Origin of the sequence: Saccharothrix sp. NRRL B-16348, from assembly GCF_001280085.1 — a bacterium.
In the GTDB taxonomy this organism is placed as follows: Bacteria; Actinomycetota; Actinomycetes; order Mycobacteriales; family Pseudonocardiaceae; genus Actinosynnema.
Window position 1 is genome coordinate 24585 of record NZ_LGED01000001.1, and the last position, 17953, is coordinate 42537.

Below are 17953 nucleotides of genomic sequence, written 5' to 3' on the forward strand. Positions count from 1 at the left end.
ACGGACGGTAGGTAGCGAGGGTGGACAGGTGCCCAGGAGAAGGTGAACGACGGGTGAACACCACACGGGAAGTGACGGAGTACACCGCCTTTTGGGTGTCCCGTGACCTGCACGTTTGCATGGCGTGATGGGTTTGTCACTACCGGGCGTATTGGACGTCCGCGTCCCAGCGGGTGAAGCCCAACCGGTTGTACACGGCCAACGCCGCCGCGTTGTCTGACTCGACGTACAGCATCACGTCGGTGAGCCCGGCGTCGCGCAGGTGCGCCAGACCGGCCAGGGTGATCGCCTTGCCGAGGCCGCCGCCCTGCGCGTCCGGGTCGACGCCGACCACGTACACCTCGCCTAGTTCGGCGGTGTGCGCCTTGGTCCAGTGGAAGCCGAGCAGCCGCCCGTCGTCGTCGACCGCGAGGAGGAAGCCGGCCGGGTCGAACCACGGCTGCTCTTCCTTCTGCCGCACGTCCTCGATGCTCATCGCGCTCTGCTCGGGGTGCCACGCGAACGCCCGGTGGTTGACGTAGACCACGGCGGCCTCGTCCCGGCCGGGCACGAAGGAGCGCAGCGTGACGCCGGCAGGCAGCACGGGCTCGGGCAGGTCGGCGTCCAGCGGGCGGCGCAGGCGCAGCAGCTCGCGGACCTTGCGGTAGCCGAGCTTGGCGGCGAGCGCTTCCGCGCCGGGGTGGCCGCCGTGCGACCAGATCCGCAGGGGCTTGGCGCGGTCGGCCACGGCTTCGACGAGCGCCGTGCCGTGCCCGCGGCGCCGGTGCCCGGGGTGGACGGCCAGCTCGGCGACCTCGTTGCCGTCGGAGTCGCCGAAGACGTCCAAGTGCAGGTAGCCGACCAGCTCGTCGGCATCACGGGCCAGCAGGTGACGGCTGCCGCGCGCGTCGGGACGAAGGCGCAGGATCACGGCTTCGCCGACGGGGGCGACGCCGTCGGCGGCTTCGGCAGCCCCGAGCAGACCGGACACCTCGCCGGCCTGCTCGGGGGACAACACCTCGAACCAGGTCAATTCCACGCGGGAAAACCTACTCGACTGCCCCGCGAGGTCGCGTCGGTCGTTCGCGACTCATTTTCCGGCGATCACGCTTGTCGATCGTCGGAAAATCAGGCGCGAGCGGCCGACTTCGAGGCGACCTCGCCACCGTCTGCGGAGCAGCGGCGATCAAGCACGGTAGATGAGCTCGGCTTCGTCGATCGTCGTCTCGGGCGCGTCGATCGCGTGGTCCACGCGACGGGTGCTGCCCGGGCGCGGGGGGCGCACGAACTTGTAGCCCACGTTGCGCACGGTGCCGATGAGGGACTCGTGCTCGGGGCCCAGCTTGGCGCGCAGGCGCCGGACGTGCACGTCCACCGTCCGCGTGCCGCCGAAGAAGTCGTAGCCCCAGACCTCCTGCAGCAGCTGCGCGCGGGTGAACACGCGGCCCGCGTGCTGCGCCAGGTACTTGAGGAGCTCGAACTCCTTGTAGGTGAGGTCGAGCGGACGGCCGCGCAGGCGGGCCGTGTAGGTGGCCTCGTCGATGACCAGCTCGCCGAGCTGGATCGAGCCGTCGCCGCCGGGCTGCGTGGTGCCGCGCCGGGAGCGCACCAGGCGCAGGCGGGCGTCGACCTCGGCCGGGCCGGAGGTCGGGAGCAGGATCTCGTCCACGCTCCAGTCGGAGTTGACCGCGACCAGGCCGCCCTCGGTGACGACCGCCACCACGGGCACGTCCACGCCGCTGGAGTCGAGCAGCCGGCACAGGCTGCGCGCGGCGACCAGGTCCGTCCTGGCGTCGACCAGGACGATGTCGTGCGGACCGGCTTCCAGCAGCGCCGAGACCTCCGGGCGCAGCGGCCGCACCTCGTGCGGGAGGAGCGACAGCGCGGGGAGAACCGCCTCGGGGTCGGCGTCGGTGGTCAGCAGCAACACATCGATACTCATCGCGGCGCCCTCTCGTTCGGCCGGTGCTTGGTCACCGACCAGGCACAGGCGAAGTACGGTGACCGGGCCCCGTTGCCTGCGGATGACGGAGACAATACCGGTGCACACCACGAAAGACCCAGGTCAGCAGGTCAGAGTCACAGTTGTTTCCACAAGCGTCACGCCTGTTACATCCATGTCACATGACGCTGTCCATCTGCACGGTGTGCATGTGAGATCAACACCGTCCGTGACGGATCTCGCATTCGTGGTGGGTCACGGCTTCACGAATCACGTTCGCAAACCGTTCGTGTCACGCGTGTTGCACCGGTTCGCACGGCACGGCGGGGTCGTCGCGCTGGACTTCCGGGGCCACGGTCGCTCCGGTGGGCGGTCCACCGTCGGCGGTGACGAAATCCACGACCTCGCGGCCGGTGTCGCCCTCGCCCGCGATCTCGGGTACCGACGGGTGGTGACCGTCGGCTTCTCCATGGGCGCGTCCATCGCGCTGCGCCACGCAGGCCTGCACGACGACCGGCCGGACGCCGTGGCGGCGGTCAGCGCGCCGTCGCGCTGGTGGGTCCGCGACACGGTGGCCATGCGCCGCGTGCACTGGCTGCTGGAGCAGCCCCACGGCAGGCTCGCCGCCCGCGCGCTCGGCGTGCGCCTCGGCCCGCCGTGGCTGACCACGCCGGAAAGCCCGCTGGAAGTCGTGCACCGCATCACCCCGACCCCACTGCTCATCGTGCACGGTGAGCAGGACCACTACTTCGGCACCGGGCACGCCGTCGCGCTGCACCGGGCCGCGGGCGGTGGCGCCGAGCTGTGGCTGGAGCCCGGCGTGCGGCACGCCGAGTCGTCGATGACGCCCGCTCTGGTAGACCGGATCGCGACCTGGCTGGACGAACGCACCACGCCGCTGGACGAGCACACCCCGCAGCACCACCCGGACCGGACAAAGGGCAGGCGATGACCGCGACCGACACGAACCGCCGCCGTGCCACGCGCGGGCGCAAGCTGATCATCGCCGCGCTCGTCGTCGGCGGGCTGCTGGTCGCGGCCGACTTCGGGTTGGCCGCGGTCGGCGAGTACCAGGTCGCGCAGAAGATGCGGGAGAAGTTCGGGCTGAGCGAGGACCCGTCGGTCCGGATCAACGGCTTCCCGTTCATCACGCAGGCGATCGGCGGCGACTACCGCGACATCGAGATCAGCGCCACCGGCGTGCCCGTGCGCGACCAGCTGCGCGACCTGGAGATCCGGGCGAACCTCAAGCACACCCGGATCGGCCTGTCGGACCTGCTGGCCGGCAACACCCGCGACGCGCGGATCGACCAGGTCAGGGGCAGCGTCAAGATCAAGGTCAACGACCTGAGCCGGCTGGTCAACCAGATCACGCCGTTCACCGACCTGGCGATCGAGCCGGACAAGCGCACCAAGGTGACCGACGGGCAGGCGCCGGACCCGACGGTCGCCGCGGTGAAGCTGTCGGGCAAGACCAACGTCGCCGGCCGCGACATCCGCATCACCGCGTACGGCACGGTGTCGCTGGTCAACGGCCAGGTGATGATCGCGGTGAACGACGTCGAGCTGGACGACATGGCGCTGGACGGCCTGGACGCCGTGCTCGGCGTGGTGCGCGAGGCGTTGAGCGTGACGATCGACCCGGGCGCGCTGCCCTTCACGGTGACGCCGACCGCCGTCAAGGTGGAGAGCGGCGCGTTCACCGTGGAAGGCGCCATCAACGACATCCTCCTGGACCAGGGCGGCAACTGAATGACCGGTGTGTGGGCGCTGCTCGGCGCGGTCGCGGTCGTCGCCGTGATCGCCGTGGTGCTGCGCGCCCGTGACGGCCGCGTGCGCGTGGCGGAACCGGGCGGGAGCCCCGCGGCCGAGCCCGGCGAGCACCTGCCCGCGGCCGTCCGCGACCTGCTCGACCGGCACACCCCGGTGACGTTGGTGCAGCTCTCCACCACGTTCTGCGCGAACTGCCGGCAGACCCGCACCGTGCTCGAAGACCTCGCCGCCCGCACCGAGGGGCTGCGGCACGTCGAACTCGACGTGACCGACCTGCCCGGGGTCGCCGCCGACCTCGGGGTGCTGCGCGCGCCGACGACGGTGGCGCTGGACCCGGCCGGCGCGGAACTCCTGCGGGTCGGCGGGGTCCCGAAGCCGGACCGCCTCATTGCGGCTTTGCGCCCACACCTGCCTGGACCGATCGGGTGAACCTGGGCATTCCCACGGTTTGGACGCCACTCCCGACAGCAGGGACGAGCGGCTAGTCTCGATCCCATGACCACGCTGCTGACCAAGCGACTCGCGGTGGACCTGTGCCGCGTGCGCAGCAGCCTGTGTCGCGCGGCGCGCTGACCGGGCGGTTGCCGGCGGCCCGCACGCCCTTGACGGCCGTGTGCGCTTGCCCCTAACACCGCCTGAGACGGACTACCAGTCTTGTCCACCGTCAGGAGGTCGCCGTGCCCGTAGGAGCCACCGCCACCAAGGACGCGCCGGTCGACCCGCGCGGCCCTCGGTTCAGCGCCTGGATCACGACCGCCATCCTGGCGGTGGTCCTGCTGACCGGCTCGTGGCGTCTGCTCGCCGCCCAGACCCTGCTCTTCGGGATGTGCGCGTTCATCTCGCTCAAGCTCAACCCGTGGGGCCACGTCTACCGGTTCGCCGTGCAGCCGAGGATCAAGCCGACGACCGAGCGCGAGGAGGCCGCCCCGCTGCGGTTCGCGCAGGGCGTCGGGTTCGTCTTCGCGTTCGTCGGCACGATCGGCTACGTCACCGGCCTCACCGCGCTCGGAGTCGTCGCGACGTCCGCCGCACTGGTCGCCGCGCTGCTCAACGCCGCGGTCGGCCTGTGCCTGGGCTGCGAGATGTTCCTGCTCCTGCGCCGCTACGCACCCGCGCTCGCCCGACCCCGGTGACCCCGACCCCAGTGACACCGTCGCAGTAAGAACGAAGAAATTGGAGCAGCTCGATGAGCCGTGAAGACGTCCTGGTCTCGGCCGCTTGGTCGGAGGAGAACCTCAACGCGCCCGGCGTGGTGTTCGTGGAGGTCGACGAGGACACCAGCGCCTACGACGGGGGCCACATCCCGGGCGCGGTGAAGATCGACTGGAGGAACGAGCTCCAGGACCCGGTGCGGCGCGACTTCGTGGACCGCGCGGGCTTCGAGAAGCTGCTGTCCGCCAAGGGCATCTCCAACGACGACACGGTCATCCTCTACGGCGGCAACAACAACTGGTTCGCCGCCTACGCCTACTGGTACTTCAAGCTGTACGGCCACGACGCCGTGAAGCTGCTCGACGGCGGCCGCAAGAAGTGGGAGCTCGACGGCCGCCCGCTGGACAAGGAGCAGGTCGAGCGCGCCGAGACGACCTACACCGCCCAGGAGCAGGACCTGGCGATCCGCGCGTTCCGCGACGAGGTCGTCGACGCGATCGGCAACAAGAACCTGGTCGACGTGCGCTCGCCCGACGAGTTCTCCGGCAAGCTGCTCGCGCCCGCCCACCTGCCGCAGGAGCAGGCGCAGCGCGCCGGCCACATCCCGAGCGCGATCAACGTGCCGTGGAGCAAGGCGGCCAACGAGGACGGCACGTTCAAGTCGAACGAGGAGCTGGCCGAGATCTACGGCGAGGCCGGTTTCGACGGCTCCCGCAAGACGATCGCCTACTGCCGCATCGGCGAGCGCTCGTCGCACACGTGGTTCGCGCTGCACGAGCTGCTCGGCCACGAGGACGTGAAGAACTACGACGGTTCCTGGACCGAGTACGGCTCGCTCGTCGGCGTGCCGGTCGAGCTCGGCAGCGGCAAGGAGGCCTGATCATGAGTCTGGACGGTTGCGGCGCGCCCGAGCAGGGCGTCGACATCACGGTCGGTGCGAACGAGGTCGTGCTGTCCGGCAAGGTCCGGTCCGACGGCGCTCCGGTCGGCGGCGCGTTCGTGCGCCTGCTGGACGCCTCGGGCGAGTTCACCGCCGAGGTCGTGTCCTCGGCCGACGGCGACTTCCGGTTCTTCGCCGCGCCGGGCACGTGGACCATCCGCGCGCTGCACCGGTCGGGCAACGGGCAGGCGTCGGTCAACGCGGAAGGGCCGGGCGTGCACCCGGTCGAGGTCGCGGTGGCCTGACACCCGCGTGACACGGGGAGTGCACGGGCTGCCCCCGGCGCTACCCCCTCGCCGACCCCGGTGGCGTTCGCCACCGGGGTCGGCGGCTGTCCGGGGCGGGTGCCTAAACTGGACGGGTGGAACACTTCTTCACAGGACTGCTGGTCCTCGTGTCCCTGCTGATCGTGTGGTTCGCCGGGTACGTGGTGTACCGCCTGTTCTCCGACCAGCGGTGAGCGACAACGAGCCCGTTCCGGGCAGTGGTGACGCGGCCGTGCAGGCCGCCGCTTCGCGCGCGTCGGTGACCGGCGCGCGCAACCTGCCGCAGTTCGACGACCTGCCGATCCCGGCGGACACGGCGAACCTGCGCTCCGGTCCCTCGCTGCACGACGCGTGCCTCGCGCTGCTGCCGCTCGTCGGCGTGTGGCGCGGCGAGGGCGAGGTCGTGTACCCGACGATCGACGGCCCGTTCCGGTACGGGCAGCAGATCACGTTCGCGCACGACGGCAGGCCGTTCCTGTACTACGAGGCGCGGGCCTGGCTGCTGGACGAGAACGGCGGCGTGATCCGCCAGGCGGCGCGGGAGACGGGCTTCTGGCGCCCGCAGGCGGACGACACGATCGAGGTGCTGATCACGCACAACACCGGGATCGTGGAGCTGTACTACGGCAAGCCGCGCAACCAGACGTCGTGGGAGATCACCACGGACGCGGTGGTGCGCACGGCGACCGCCAAGGACGTCACGGGCGCGCAGCGGCTGTACGGCATCGTCAACAACGGCGACCTGGCTTACGTCGAGGAGCGGGCCATGGTGGGCCAGCCGCTCCAGCCGCACACCTCCGCACACCTGCAGCGCATCGTCGGCTGAGTTGGATTGCCGCTGCTCCGCAGGCGGCGGCTCGGTCGCCTGGAAGTCGGCCGCTCGCGCCTGATTTCCCGACGATCGAAAAGCATGATCGCCGGGAAATGAGTCGCGAACGACCGACGCGACCTCGCGAGTGCGCGTGCGGTTGGATTGTTCAACAATCCTCAGATAATCTCTACGCCATGCAGCTGCGGCGTTGCGGCACGGATGCGGTGCTCGTCGAGGTGGACTCGCTCGGCGAGGTGGAAGCCGTGCGGGCGGTCGCGGCCGGGTTCCCGGACGTGGTCGAGCTGGTGCCGGCCGCGCGCACCGTCCTGATCGTCACCCGACCGGGCGGGGTGGCCGCCGTGCGCAAGCTCCTGACCACGGCGGACCTGGTCCACCGCCCCGAGGCCGTCGGCGCCGAGGTGGTCATCGAGGTCCGCTACGACGGCCCGGACCTGGACCTGGTCGCCGAGACGGCGGGCCTGACGACGGCCGAGGTGGTCGAGCTGCACGCCGGCGCGGACTACCGGGTCGCCTTCTGCGGTTTCGCGCCCGGCTTCGCCTACCTGACCGGGCTGCCCGAGCCCCTGCGCCAACCACGCCTCGACTCGCCGCGCACCAAGGTCCCGGCGGGCTCGGTGGGCGTGGCGGGCGAGTTCACCGCCGCCTACCCCCGCGCCACGCCCGGCGGCTGGCGACTCATCGGCCGGACCGACGCGCCGCTGTTCGACCCGCGCCGACCCACCCCGGCCCTGCTCACCCCCGGCGACCGCGTCCGCTTCGAGGCCGTCCGATGACCCACCGCGTGAGTCCTACGCCCACGTCTCGTGAGTCCTACGCCCAGGACCCCCGAGTTCAACGCTCGCTGACCGTCCTGCGCACCGGCCCGCAGACCCTCGTCCAGGACCTGGGCCGGCCCGGCCACGCGCACCTGGGCGTCCCGCCGTCCGGAGCACTCGACACGCGCTCGGCCACGCTCGCCAACCGCCTGGTCGGCAACCCCGAGGACGCCGCCTGCCTCGAAGTGCTGCTCGGCGGCCTGTCCCTGCGCGCCAACGCGTCCTGCACGGTCGCCGTGACCGGCCCGGCGACACCCGCCCTGGTCAACGGCGTCCCGCGCGACTCGCCGCTGCACCTGGCGCCCGGCGACACCCTCACCCTCGGCACGCCCACCGGCGGCCTCCGGTCGTACGTCGCGGTGTCCGGCGGCATCACGGTCCCGGCCGACCTGGGCAGCCGGTCCACCGACCTGCTCTCCGGCCTCGGCCCCGCACCGCTCCGACCGGACGACGAGCTGCCCCTCGGCGACCCGACCGGCGTGCCCGTGGGCGTGGACGTGCTGGTCCCGACGCAGGTCCCGGACGAACTCCGCGTCCCCGTCGTCCTCGGCCCCCGTGACGACTGGTTCGACGACCCGGCACGCCAGCTCCGGGACGGCCGCTGGACGGTGTCCGACCGCAGCAACCGCGTCGGGATCCGCCTCGCCGGCACGGCGCTGGACCGCACCGCGTGCCGGGTCGGGCAGGAGCTGCCGAGCGAAGGCCTGGTCACCGGCGCGGTGCAGGTCCCGACCGATGGACGGCCCGTCGTGTTCCTCGCCGACCACCCGACGACCGGCGGCTACCCGGTGATCGGCGTGGTCGCCGCGCACGTCCTCCCGCTGCTCGGCCAGGCCGGCCCCGGCACCCGCCTGCGCTTCGACCCCCGAACCTGACCCCCCGAACCCGACCCCGCAGGGCTGAACGGACGCAATTGGTCTAGACCCATTGTCAACGACCGCCGCACGTCCTACGTTCAGCAGCGTTCTCGGAAAAGACCGGCACGACCAGGCCGCCGTGGTTCTCGACTGTCCCTGTACTCGAGAGGCACACCCTGATGCGCCGACCAGCCATCGCGCTCCTGGCCTTCCTCCTGGCCACCGCAGCGCTGTCCGCACCGGCCGCCGCCGCGACCGGCTTGACCGCCACGTTCGGCCGGACCGGCACCACCGGCACGTTCGTGGTCGCCAACCCGACGACCGCCGCCATCTCCGGCTGGTCGATCAAGTTCGACCTGCCCGCCGGCGTCACGGTCAGCGGCGCGCAGCACGCCACGACCACCCAGACCGGCACGCGGGTCACCCTGACGCCCGCGTTCTACATCGCCACCATCCAGGCCGGCCGCACCACCGACCCGTACAGCCCGACGTTCACCCTCAGCCAGGCCGTCGACCCGACGACCTGCGCGATCAACGGCGCGAACTGCGACGGCAGCGGCCCACCGCCACCTCCGCCCGCGCCGACCACGGCCGACTTCAGCCTCACCGGCTCGACCGGCAAGTTCGTGGTCAACAACAACACCGACGCCGTGCTCGCCGACTGGTCGATCACCTTCACCCTGCCCGCCGGCGTCACGGCGAGCGGCGCGCAGCACGCCACGATCAGCCAGACCGGCAACGCCGTCACGCTCAACCCGGTGCACTACAACCGCAGCGTGGGCGCACGGCGTTCGACCGAGCCGTACAGCCCGACGTTCACGCTCAGCCGGGCCGCCGAACCCGTCACCTGCCGGGTCAACAACGCCAACTGCGACGGCACGCCCGACACACCGCCCACCCCGCCGGGCACCCTGCACTCGCCGGTGAAGACCACCAAGACCGTGTCCCTGGCGTGGACCGCCTCGACACCCGGCTCACTGCCGATCGCCGGGTACGAGGTGTACAACGGCGGCGCCCTCGCCACCACGGTCACGTCGACCGGCGCCACCGTCACCGGCCTCACCCCGAACACCGCCTACACCTTCACGGTGAAGGCCAAGGACACCAAGGGCACGCTGTCACCCGCGTCCAACGCCCTGGCCGTGACCACGAACAACCCGGCCGACGACACCCAGCCGCCGACCGCGCCGACGAACCTGCGGAGCACCGCGAAGGACGCCGGCAGCGTCACGTTGAGCTGGGACGCGGCCACCGACAACCGCGGCGTGGCCAACTACGACGTCTACCAGGGCGCCGCGGTGAAGGCGACCGTCATCGGCACGACGGCGCGCGTCGACGGCCTGTCACCGTCCACCGCCTACACGTTCACCGTCCGCGCCCGCGACCTGCACGACAACCTGTCCACCGCGAGCAACGCCGTCACGGTGTCCACTTCGGACATCGTCGACGGGTACGCGCGGGTCGGGTACTTCGTGCAGTGGGGCATCTACGGCCGCCAGTACTTCGTGCGGAACCTGGACACCAGCGGCACGGCGGCGAAGCTGACCCACCTGAACTACGCGTTCGGCAACATCGACCCGGTCAACCTCACGTGCCTGCACGGCGTCACCAAGGGCACCTCGCCCGACCCTCAGGACCCGAACCAGGGTGACGGCGCGGGTGACGCGGAAGCCGACTACAGCAGGCCGTTCAGCGCGGCGCAGTCCGTGGACGGCGTCGGCGACACCGGCTGGGAGCCGTTGCGCGGCAACTACAACCAGCTCCGCAAGCTCAAGGCCAAGCACCCGCACCTGAAGGTCCTGATCTCGCTGGGCGGTTGGACGTACTCCAAGTACTTCTCCGACGTCGCGGCCACGGACGCGGCGCGCAAGAAGTTCGTCAAGTCCTGCCTGGACGTCTACATCAAGGGCAACCTGCCCGTCTACAACGCGGCGGGCGGGCCGGGCACGGCGGCGGGCATCTTCGACGGCATCGACCTGGACTGGGAGTGGCCGGGCGCGGAGGGCCACGCGGGCAACCACATCGGCCCGGACGACAAGCGGAACAACACGCTGCTGATCGACGAGTTCCGCCGGCAGCTGGACGAGCTGGGCGCGCAGACGGGCAGGCGGTACGACCTGACCGCGTTCACCCCGGCCGACCCGGCGAAGATCGAGGCCGGCTGGGACCTGCCGGCGGTGGCGAAGTCCCTGGACGTCTTCAACGTGCAGGGCTACGACTTCCACGGCGCGGGCAGCGACAACTCGTGGGAGCCCAACCGCACCGGCCACCAGGGCAACCTCCACGCCGACGTGGACGACCCGTATCCGTTCCACTTCAGCGTGGAGAACGCGGTGAACGCCTACACCTCGGTCGGCGTGCACCCGCGCAAGATCACCATCGGGCTGGCGTTCTACGGCCGCGGCTGGCAGGGCGTCCGGGCCGGTGGGAAGAACGGCGAGTGGCAGTCGGCGACCGGGGCGGCGCCCGGTCAGTTCGCCGAGGAGGCGGGCACGCGCGGGTACTCGAGCCTGCTGGCGAGCGTGCCGGGCTGCGCGGTGCACCACGACGAGGCCGCCGTGGCGACGTCCTGCTTCACCGGCGACGGCGGGCAGTGGTGGACGTTCGACGACGTGTGGGCGATCCAGCGGAAGACCGCGTGGCTCAAGCAGCGCGGCCTGCTCGGCGCGATGATCTGGGAGATGTCCGGCGACACCGCCTCCGGCACCCTGATCAACGCCGTGGACGCCGGCCTGAGGTGAGCGTGTGGCCCTGGGCGCGATGTCCAGGGCCACCACTGCCCGCGAGGTCGCGTCGACCGTTCGCGACTCATTTTCCGGCGATCACGCCTTTCGATCGTCGGGAAATCAGGCGCGAACGGTCGACTTCCAGGCGACCGAGCCGCCGTCTGCGGAGCAGCGGCAATCCAACTCAGTACTCCGACTCGTACAGGTCGGCCAACGTCGCGTGCAGTTCGGCGGCGTCCGGGAGCGTCTTGCCGTCCAACGTGTGCACGCGGGTGATCTTGCGGACGCTCGACACCAGGAACACGCCGTCCGCCGAGTACAGCTCCTCGACCTCGACCGGCCGCACCTCGACCGCCCAGCCCTCGCGCCCGGCGGCCCGGAACAGCGCGGCCTGCGTGGTGCCGGGCAGGATGCCCAGCTCGGCGGGCGGCGTGGTCAGGGTCCGGCCGCGGGCCATGATCAGGGTGGACGTGGGGCCCTCCAGCACCGAGCCGGACGACGTGGTGAACACGACCTCGGCCGCGCCACGCCGTTCCGCCTCGCGGATCGCCGCCATGTTCACCGCGTACGACAGGGACTTGGCGCCCAGCAGCAGCCACGGCGCGCGGTCCATCAGCCCCGGCTCGATGCCCCGGTCGAGGGTGACCGCGGCGATGCCCTCGGCCCGCTGCGCCATCACCTTCGGCGAGATGTCCATGCCCAGCGCGAAGCCGGTCGGCGTGCCGTCACCGCCCTCGACACCCCGCGTGTAGACGAGCTTGAGCGCGACCTCCGGGCCGCCCGTCCAGTTGTCGAGCACGAGGTCGACGGCGCGTTCGAACGCCGCGCGGTCGGGCTCGGGCAGGTCGAGCATGGCCGCCGAGCGGGCCAGCCGGTCCAGGTGGGGAGCGAGTTCCCGCGGCTTGCCGTCGACCACCAGGATGGTCTCGAAGACACCGTCGCCACGCATCAGGCCGAAGTCGTCGACCCGGATCAGCGGGGCGTCGGGGTCGGCCAGGGTTCCGTCCAGTAGAGCGAGCACGCGCATACCGTGAGACTACTCACGGCCTACCATCGGATTCGTGGACACCGCCAGCGCTCCGAAAGCCCTGCGCAAGACGCTGCACGAACGCGGCCTGCGGATGACGCCCCAGCGCCAGCTCGTGCTCGACGCCGTGCGCGAACTGGGGCACGCCACGCCCGAGCAGATCTGCCAGCGCGTCCAGGACACGGCGCCGACGGTCAACATCACCACGGTCTACCGCACGCTCGACCTGCTGGAGCGGCTCGGCCTGGTCCGGCACACCCACCTCGGGCACGGCGCGCCGAGCTACTCGGTCCACGCGCACGAGCACGTGCACCTGGTGTGCCACCGGTGCGGCCGGGTGGACGAGGTGCCGTGCGAGTTGCTCTCCCCCCTCGGGGGAACACTGCGGGACGAGTACGGGTTCGAACTTGATGCGAGCCACCTCGCGCTGTCCGGCACGTGCCGCGAGTGCCTGAGCGCACCGAAGGAGTCCGAGTGAATTCACCGCTGTTGACCGCCCCCGGCGCCGTCGCCCCGTTCGAGGGTGCTCCCGACCAGGGCGTGCCGTGGCACTTCGGCGACCCGTTCGCGGAGCAGCGCTCGGCGGCGCGGTCGGTCGCGGTGTTCGACCGGTCGAACCGGGCCGTGCTCGCGGTGCCCGGCGACGACCGGCTGACCTGGCTGCACTCGCTGACCAGCCAGCACTTCACCGCGCTCGGCGAGGACTCGGGCACCGAGGCGCTGATCCTGGACGTGCAGGGCCGGGTCGAGCACCACGTCGTGGTGGCGAACGTCGGCGGTGTCGTCTACCTCGACACGGAGGCGTCGCGGGCGGCCGAGCTGCTCGCGTACCTGACCAAGATGGTCTTCTGGTCGAAGGTCGAGCCGCGGGACGCGACGGCCGAGCTGGCGGTGCTGACCGTCGTCGGCCCGGAGGTCGCCGGGTTGTTCGACAAGCTGGACGTGCCGCTGCCCGCCGGCCCGCACGGCGTGGTCGCCCTGGAGCGCGGCTTCGCCCGCCGCATGACGTGGCCCGGCCAGGACGCGGTCGACCTGGTCGTCCCACGCGGTGAGATCGCCGACTGGTGGGGCAGGCTCACCGACGCGGGCGCCCGCCCGGCAGGCAGCTGGGCGTTCGAGGCGCTGCGGGTGGAGTCCCTGCACGCCCGGCTCGGCGTGGACACCGACGAGAAGACCATCCCGCACGAGGTGAACTGGATCGGCGAGGCCGTGCACCTCGACAAGGGCTGCTACCGGGGCCAGGAGACGGTTTCGAAGGTGCACAACGTCGGCCGGCCGCCGCGCCGGATGCTGCTGCTCCACCTGGACGGGTCACGCGAGGTGCAGCCGGAGACCGGCGACCCGGTGCTGGTGGACGACCGCGTGGTCGGCCGCGTCGGCAGCGTCGCCCTGCACCACGAGCTGGGCACGATCGTGTTGGCGCTGGTCAAGCGGTCGGTCTCGCCGGAGACGGAGCTGCTGGTCGGCGCGGAGGACCGCCGCGTGCAGGCGAGCGTCGACCCGGACTCGGTGCCGCCGGACACCCCCGGCCTCGGGCGCGAGGCGGCGCGCAACCTGGGCCGCTGATCATCCGGACCGGAAAACCGGCGACCTCGTCTGCCTGCGGTTCCGGGTCCGGTGGGCACCGCTGAGGCGCTAGCCCGAACGGGTTCTGTGCCAGGATCACGACATGTCCCGACCCGGATCCCACGGCACGCTGCTCACCGTCGCCCCCACCGGGGCCGAGCACGCGAAGGCCGACGTCCCCCAGCTGCCGGTCACGCTGGAGGAGCTGGTCGCCACCGCACGGGCGTGCGAGCAGGTCGGCGCCGCGATGGTGCACGTGCACATCCGCGGCGCGGACACCAGGCCGACGCTGGACCTCGGGCGGCTCAAGGAGACGGTCGCGGCCCTGCGCGAGCAGACGGACCTGATCGTGCAGCTGTCCACGGGCGGCGCGGTGACGGACCCGGAGGCCGACCGGATCAAGGTGCTCGACGCCCTGCCCGACTCGGCGTCCTGCACCATGGGCACGGTGAACTTCGGCGACGACGTCTTCCTGAACCGCTGGGAGTTCGTGGTCGCTTTGCACAAGGGAATGCAGGAGCGGGGCATCGTCCCCGAGTACGAGATCTTCGACATCGGCCAGCTGGCGTCCCTGCGGCGGCTGCTGGACCAGCACGGGCTGCCCGCGGGCGGCAAGGTGCACGTCGACCTGGTGATGGGCGTGCCGGGCGGCATGCCGGGCGACGCGGAAACGCTGGTGGCGGCGTTGCGGCTGCTGCCGGAGGGCGCGTCGTTCTCGGCGACGGGCATCGGGCGGACCACCCTGCCGGTGATGCTGACGGCGTTGGCCGCCGGCGGTCACCTCCGGGTGGGCATGGAGGACACCGTTTCGTACGCCAAGGGCCAGCCGGTCCGGGACAACGCGCAACTGGTCGCCCGCGCGGCGGGACTGGCGAAGATCGCCCAGCGACCGCCGCTGCCGCCCGCGGAGGCACGTGCGCTCCTGGGCGTGCGCAGTCCGGTACAGGTTTGAGACAACTTTGGAAGCAGGTTTGTGTTGGCGGGTGGACACGAACTACCTCAGGATGAGTACGTGATCGAGGTGCGTCCTGGCGGGCGCCGCCGTATCGACCGGGTGCTCGCCCCCGACTACACCGAGGGGGTCGAGCGGCTCCCGCTCGCCGAGGTGCGCGCGTTGCGCGACGAAGCGGCGCAGGAGGAGACCGACCTGTCGTACCTGCGGCGACTGCTGCACGCGCGGATCGACATCGTGCGGGCCGAGCAGGAGCGGCGGACGTCGGGCGGTTCGGCGGTGGTCGACCAGCTGGCGACCATCCTCGCGTCGAACGCCGTCGGGCCCGCCACGGGCCTCGGGCGGTACCAGACGCAGGAGCCGTCACGGGCGGAGGCGCACCGGCGGCACGTCGAGGCACTGGTCTCGGACGTCGACCTGTCGGACGTGAGCGCGCTCACGGACGACAAGCTGATCCTGGCGCTGCGGGTGTTCATCGGCGAAGAGGCCTCGGTCTCGTCACGGCGGCGCGAGGTGCAGGCCGTGGTCGACTTCCTCAACGCCGAGATCGCCGGGCGGTACCAGAGCGGCAGCGCCTCGGTGGACGAGCTGCTGGCCGCCGAGCGCGGCTGGCCGGCCAACCCCGGCCGTACCAAGGAATAGGATCACACTCCCACTGGGTGGACCGGCCGCCTAACGTGGCCGGTTGATGGCACAACAACGCTCCGCCGCGCCCGGTTACCGGTGGGTAGTGCTCGCGGTCGGCGCGGTCGCCCAGGGCACGAACGCCGCGGTGTTCCTCGGCCTGCCCGCGATCACACCGCAGCTGCGCGCGCACTTCGGGCTGTCGTTGCCGCAGGTCGGGATGCTGCTCGGCGCGGTCAACCTGGGCACCATGCTCACCCTCGTGCTGTGGGGCGCGGCGGCCGACCGGCGCGGTGAGCGGCTGGTCATGGCCATCGGCGGCTTCGGCGCGGCCGGGTGCCTGGCGCTCGCGGCGTTCGACGGGCCGGTGGTGGCCGGGTTGGCGCTGGTCGGCGTGGGGTTGTTCGGCGCGAGCGTGAACGCGGCCAGCGGCCGGGCGGTGCTCACCTGGTTCCCCGCGCGGCGGCGCGGGCTCGCCATGGGCATCCGGCAGACCGCCACCCCGCTCGGCGCGGCCCTGGCCGCCGCGGTGCTGCCCGTGGTCGCGCTCCGGGCCGGCGTGCCGGTCGCGTTCCTGGTGCTGGCGGGCTTCACCGGGTTCGTCGCGATCGCGGTGGCGCTCTGGATCCGGGAGCCGCCGTGGGCGGTGCGGTCCGGCCAGGGGCGGCACGGCGTGGTGCTCAAGGACCCGGCCCTGATCCGGCTCAGCGCGGCGAGCGGCCTGCTGGTCGTGCCGCAGTTCACCGCCGCCGCCCTCATGGTCGAGCTCCTGCACGACCACCGGGGCGTGGCCGTGGGGCTGGCGGCCGGGTTGTTCGCCGCCGCCCAGGTCAGCGGCGGTGTCGGCCGGCTGGTCGTGGGCGTGTGGTCGGACCGGTCGGCGACCAGGGTCCAGCCGCTGAAGGTGCTGAGCGTGCTGATCGCGATCGGGTTCGCGCTGTGCGCGGCCCTCGACCGGGCGCCGGTCTGGGTGCTGGCGTCGGTCCTCGTGCCCACCGCCGCGCTGGCCCTGTGCTGGAACGGCGTCGCGATCACCGCCGCGGGCGAGCTGGCGCCTCCCGGCCGGACCGGCATCGCCCTCGGCATGCAGAACACCGCCAACTACCTGAGCGCCACCGTCACGCCCCCGCTGGCCGGGCTGGTGGCGGTGGGCTTCGGCTGGCCCGCCGCCCTGCTCATGGCCGCCGCGGCGGCCGTGGGCGCCCGCGTGCTGCTAGCCGTGCCGTTCGCGGCGCGCGAGCTCGCCCCAGAACTCCCGTAGCCGCTCGTACCGGAGGGCGACCTCCTCGGCGTCACCGGTCTCCAGGGCGTCCACGATCGCGTTCACGTCGATCGCGGAGCTGTCCTCGAGCAGGTCCTGGTCGTCGATGAGCTGCACCAGCCCGCCGTAGTCCAGCTCGACGGCCGAGTCGGGCGCGAAGTGGTCGAGCCAGCGCCCGGTGTCCGCGAGCACCTTGGCCGGGCCCGCCTCGCCCAGCGAGCTCGACACCACCCGGTGCGCCCTGGCCACCCGCGCGCGGGCGTCCGGCATGGACACCCGCCACGACACCTGGCGCTCCGGGTCGTCCTTCGGCGCCAGCACGACCCGCCGCGCCTCCGGCTCGACCAGCGCGAACCAGGGCAGCGGCACCGTCCAGGTGGTGGAGATGACGTGCACCGCACCGGCGGTCAGCTCGGCCATCACCGCCGACGCCCGCGACCGGATCTCCTCCGGCTCGACCGCCACGGCTTCGTCCCGCAGCGGGCCGGTGGCCGTGGCCAGGAAGCCGACCAGCGCGGCGGCCGACCTGGCGCGCAGGTCGAGGGGGCAGACCAGGGGACCGGGACCGACCTCTCCCGGGACCTCGGCGGGGCTGATGGTCATCACGTCGAACGGCGCGTCGGGCGAGACGCGGCCGTCCGACCGCTCACCGGGCAGGAGGCGACGCGGCCGGGTCAGTTGTGATCGCAACCACAGCTCCCGTTCGCGCGCGCCGACGTCCGCACGGCTCAAGGCCCCGTCTTCCAGGGCTTTTCGCACCTGATCGGCCAACGGTGCGTCAAGAGCCGACAGCGGTTCGTACACCCTGAGGTAGGCGACGAACGGTTGAGGCACCCGCGCATCCTCCCACGGTGAGATTTGGCGGGACGTGTCACGCCTACCGCGTCGCGGGGAACCCCTTCGACACGGTACGGTAGTTACCAGGAACCAGTTGTCGAGACGAGTGGGGCCGCCGTTCCCCCGGCCGCCCCCGTCCCTGTGCGAGGGGGTCGAGCCATGGGGCGCGGCCGAGCGAAGGCCAAGCAGACCAAGGTGGCGCGGGAGCTCAAATACAGCTCTCACAACATCGACGTCGACGCCTTGCAACGCGAGCTGTCCGGCGGCGAGATCGCTGCTGGCCGACGGAGCGATGAACGCTCCGACGAGCCGTCGGACGACGAATACGACGACTACCGTCGCTGACACACACAACACCCGCTGCTGAGGTTGGGCTGCCGGTTCTCCAGACCGGCAGCCCAACC

The 17953-nt window shown here is 71.8% G+C and carries 21 protein-coding genes; 17 read left to right on the top strand and 4 right to left on the bottom strand.

Annotated elements, in window-relative coordinates; genetic code table 11:
- Window positions 1–139: 139 nt before the first annotated feature.
- On the bottom strand, window positions 140–1018 hold the full coding sequence (gene mshD / locus ADK67_RS00100; protein WP_053714260.1) for a mycothiol synthase: 879 nt from the start codon (window positions 1016–1018) through the stop codon (window positions 140–142).
- A 147-nt stretch (window positions 1019–1165) separates the two neighbouring features.
- Window positions 1166–1921: a response regulator transcription factor gene (locus ADK67_RS00105; RefSeq protein WP_053714261.1), complete on the bottom strand. Its 756-nt coding sequence runs from the start codon at window positions 1919–1921 to the stop codon at window positions 1166–1168.
- 175 nt (window positions 1922–2096) lie between these two features.
- Here ADK67_RS00105 and ADK67_RS00110 point away from each other — a divergent pair, with 175 nt between their 5' ends.
- The 11 genes from ADK67_RS00110 to ADK67_RS00155 all read left to right on the top strand — a co-directional run bounded on the left by ADK67_RS00110 (window position 2097) and on the right by ADK67_RS00155 (window position 11297).
- Window positions 2097–2873 carry an alpha/beta hydrolase family protein gene (locus ADK67_RS00110; protein WP_442974059.1) on the top strand — a complete coding sequence of 259 codons (777 nt, stop codon included), beginning with the start codon at window positions 2097–2099 and terminating at the stop codon, window positions 2871–2873.
- A complete protein-coding gene (locus ADK67_RS00115) occupies window positions 2870–3673 on the top strand; it encodes an LmeA family phospholipid-binding protein (RefSeq protein ID WP_053714263.1) in 804 nt (267 codons plus the stop codon). The genes ADK67_RS00110 and ADK67_RS00115 overlap by 4 nt, the downstream gene beginning before the upstream one ends.
- Window positions 3674–4123, top strand: a complete 450-nt coding sequence (locus ADK67_RS00120; RefSeq protein ID WP_053714264.1) for a TlpA family protein disulfide reductase — start codon at window positions 3674–3676, stop codon at window positions 4121–4123.
- 66 nt (window positions 4124–4189) lie between these two features.
- Window positions 4190–4267 (top strand): putative leader peptide, encoded by a 78-nt coding sequence (locus ADK67_RS55235; RefSeq protein ID WP_360462167.1) that lies wholly within the window; start codon window positions 4190–4192, stop codon window positions 4265–4267.
- Window positions 4268–4371: 104 nt separating this feature from the next.
- The gene (locus ADK67_RS00125; protein ID WP_053714265.1) at window positions 4372–4827 is read left to right on the top strand and encodes a DUF4395 domain-containing protein; all 456 of its coding nucleotides are present in this window, start codon (window positions 4372–4374) and stop codon (window positions 4825–4827) included.
- Window positions 4828–4880: 53 nt separating this feature from the next.
- Window positions 4881–5726, top strand: a complete 846-nt coding sequence (locus tag ADK67_RS00130) for a sulfurtransferase (protein WP_053714266.1) — start codon at window positions 4881–4883, stop codon at window positions 5724–5726.
- Window positions 5727–5728: 2 nt separating this feature from the next.
- Window positions 5729–6031: a DUF1416 domain-containing protein gene (locus tag ADK67_RS00135; protein WP_053714267.1), complete on the top strand. Its 303-nt coding sequence runs from the start codon at window positions 5729–5731 to the stop codon at window positions 6029–6031.
- 211 nt (window positions 6032–6242) lie between these two features.
- Entirely contained in the window at window positions 6243–6878 is a 636-nt protein-coding gene (locus ADK67_RS00140; RefSeq protein ID WP_053714268.1) for an FABP family protein, read from the top strand.
- A gap of 179 nt (window positions 6879–7057) precedes the next feature.
- The gene (locus tag ADK67_RS00145; RefSeq protein WP_053714269.1) at window positions 7058–7657 is read left to right on the top strand and encodes a 5-oxoprolinase subunit B family protein; all 600 of its coding nucleotides are present in this window, start codon (window positions 7058–7060) and stop codon (window positions 7655–7657) included.
- An 8-nt stretch (window positions 7658–7665) separates the two neighbouring features.
- The gene (locus ADK67_RS00150) at window positions 7666–8574 is read left to right on the top strand and encodes a biotin-dependent carboxyltransferase family protein (protein ID WP_231647951.1); all 909 of its coding nucleotides are present in this window, start codon (window positions 7666–7668) and stop codon (window positions 8572–8574) included.
- A 161-nt stretch (window positions 8575–8735) separates the two neighbouring features.
- The gene (locus tag ADK67_RS00155) at window positions 8736–11297 is read left to right on the top strand and encodes a glycosyl hydrolase family 18 protein (protein ID WP_082403114.1); all 2562 of its coding nucleotides are present in this window, start codon (window positions 8736–8738) and stop codon (window positions 11295–11297) included.
- Between the two features lie 169 nt (window positions 11298–11466).
- Here the strand turns inward: ADK67_RS00155 and ADK67_RS00160 are convergent, their stop codons facing one another.
- Window positions 11467–12309, bottom strand: a complete 843-nt coding sequence (locus tag ADK67_RS00160) for an aminodeoxychorismate lyase (RefSeq protein WP_053714270.1) — start codon at window positions 12307–12309, stop codon at window positions 11467–11469.
- A gap of 34 nt (window positions 12310–12343) precedes the next feature.
- Here ADK67_RS00160 and ADK67_RS00165 point away from each other — a divergent pair, with 34 nt between their 5' ends.
- From ADK67_RS00165 to ADK67_RS00185, 5 genes are all read left to right on the top strand, one after another.
- Entirely contained in the window at window positions 12344–12787 is a 444-nt protein-coding gene (locus ADK67_RS00165; RefSeq protein ID WP_269435967.1) for a Fur family transcriptional regulator, read from the top strand.
- Window positions 12784–13875, top strand: coding sequence for a CAF17-like 4Fe-4S cluster assembly/insertion protein YgfZ (gene ygfZ / locus ADK67_RS00170; protein ID WP_053714271.1), 1092 nt, complete (start codon window positions 12784–12786; stop codon window positions 13873–13875). Before ADK67_RS00165 ends, ygfZ begins: the two co-directional genes overlap by 4 nt.
- A gap of 103 nt (window positions 13876–13978) precedes the next feature.
- Window positions 13979–14827: a 3-keto-5-aminohexanoate cleavage protein gene (locus ADK67_RS00175; RefSeq protein ID WP_053714272.1), complete on the top strand. Its 849-nt coding sequence runs from the start codon at window positions 13979–13981 to the stop codon at window positions 14825–14827.
- A gap of 60 nt (window positions 14828–14887) precedes the next feature.
- On the top strand, window positions 14888–15469 hold the full coding sequence (locus ADK67_RS00180) for an RsiG family protein (RefSeq protein WP_053714273.1): 582 nt from the start codon (window positions 14888–14890) through the stop codon (window positions 15467–15469).
- 46 nt (window positions 15470–15515) lie between these two features.
- The gene (locus ADK67_RS00185; RefSeq protein ID WP_053714274.1) at window positions 15516–16712 is read left to right on the top strand and encodes an MFS transporter; all 1197 of its coding nucleotides are present in this window, start codon (window positions 15516–15518) and stop codon (window positions 16710–16712) included.
- On the opposite strand, the gene ADK67_RS00190 is transcribed toward ADK67_RS00185, so the two are convergent.
- Window positions 16665–17546, bottom strand: coding sequence for a hypothetical protein (locus ADK67_RS00190; RefSeq protein WP_053714275.1), 882 nt, complete (start codon window positions 17544–17546; stop codon window positions 16665–16667). The two genes, ADK67_RS00185 and ADK67_RS00190, sit on opposite strands and share 48 nt — an antisense overlap.
- 162 nt (window positions 17547–17708) lie before the next feature.
- On the opposite strand from ADK67_RS00190, the gene ADK67_RS00195 reads away from it, so the two are divergent.
- Complete coding sequence (locus ADK67_RS00195) at window positions 17709–17894, top strand: DUF3073 domain-containing protein (protein ID WP_053714276.1); 186 nt, start codon at window positions 17709–17711, stop codon at window positions 17892–17894.
- The last annotated feature ends 59 nt before the right edge of the window (window positions 17895–17953 follow it).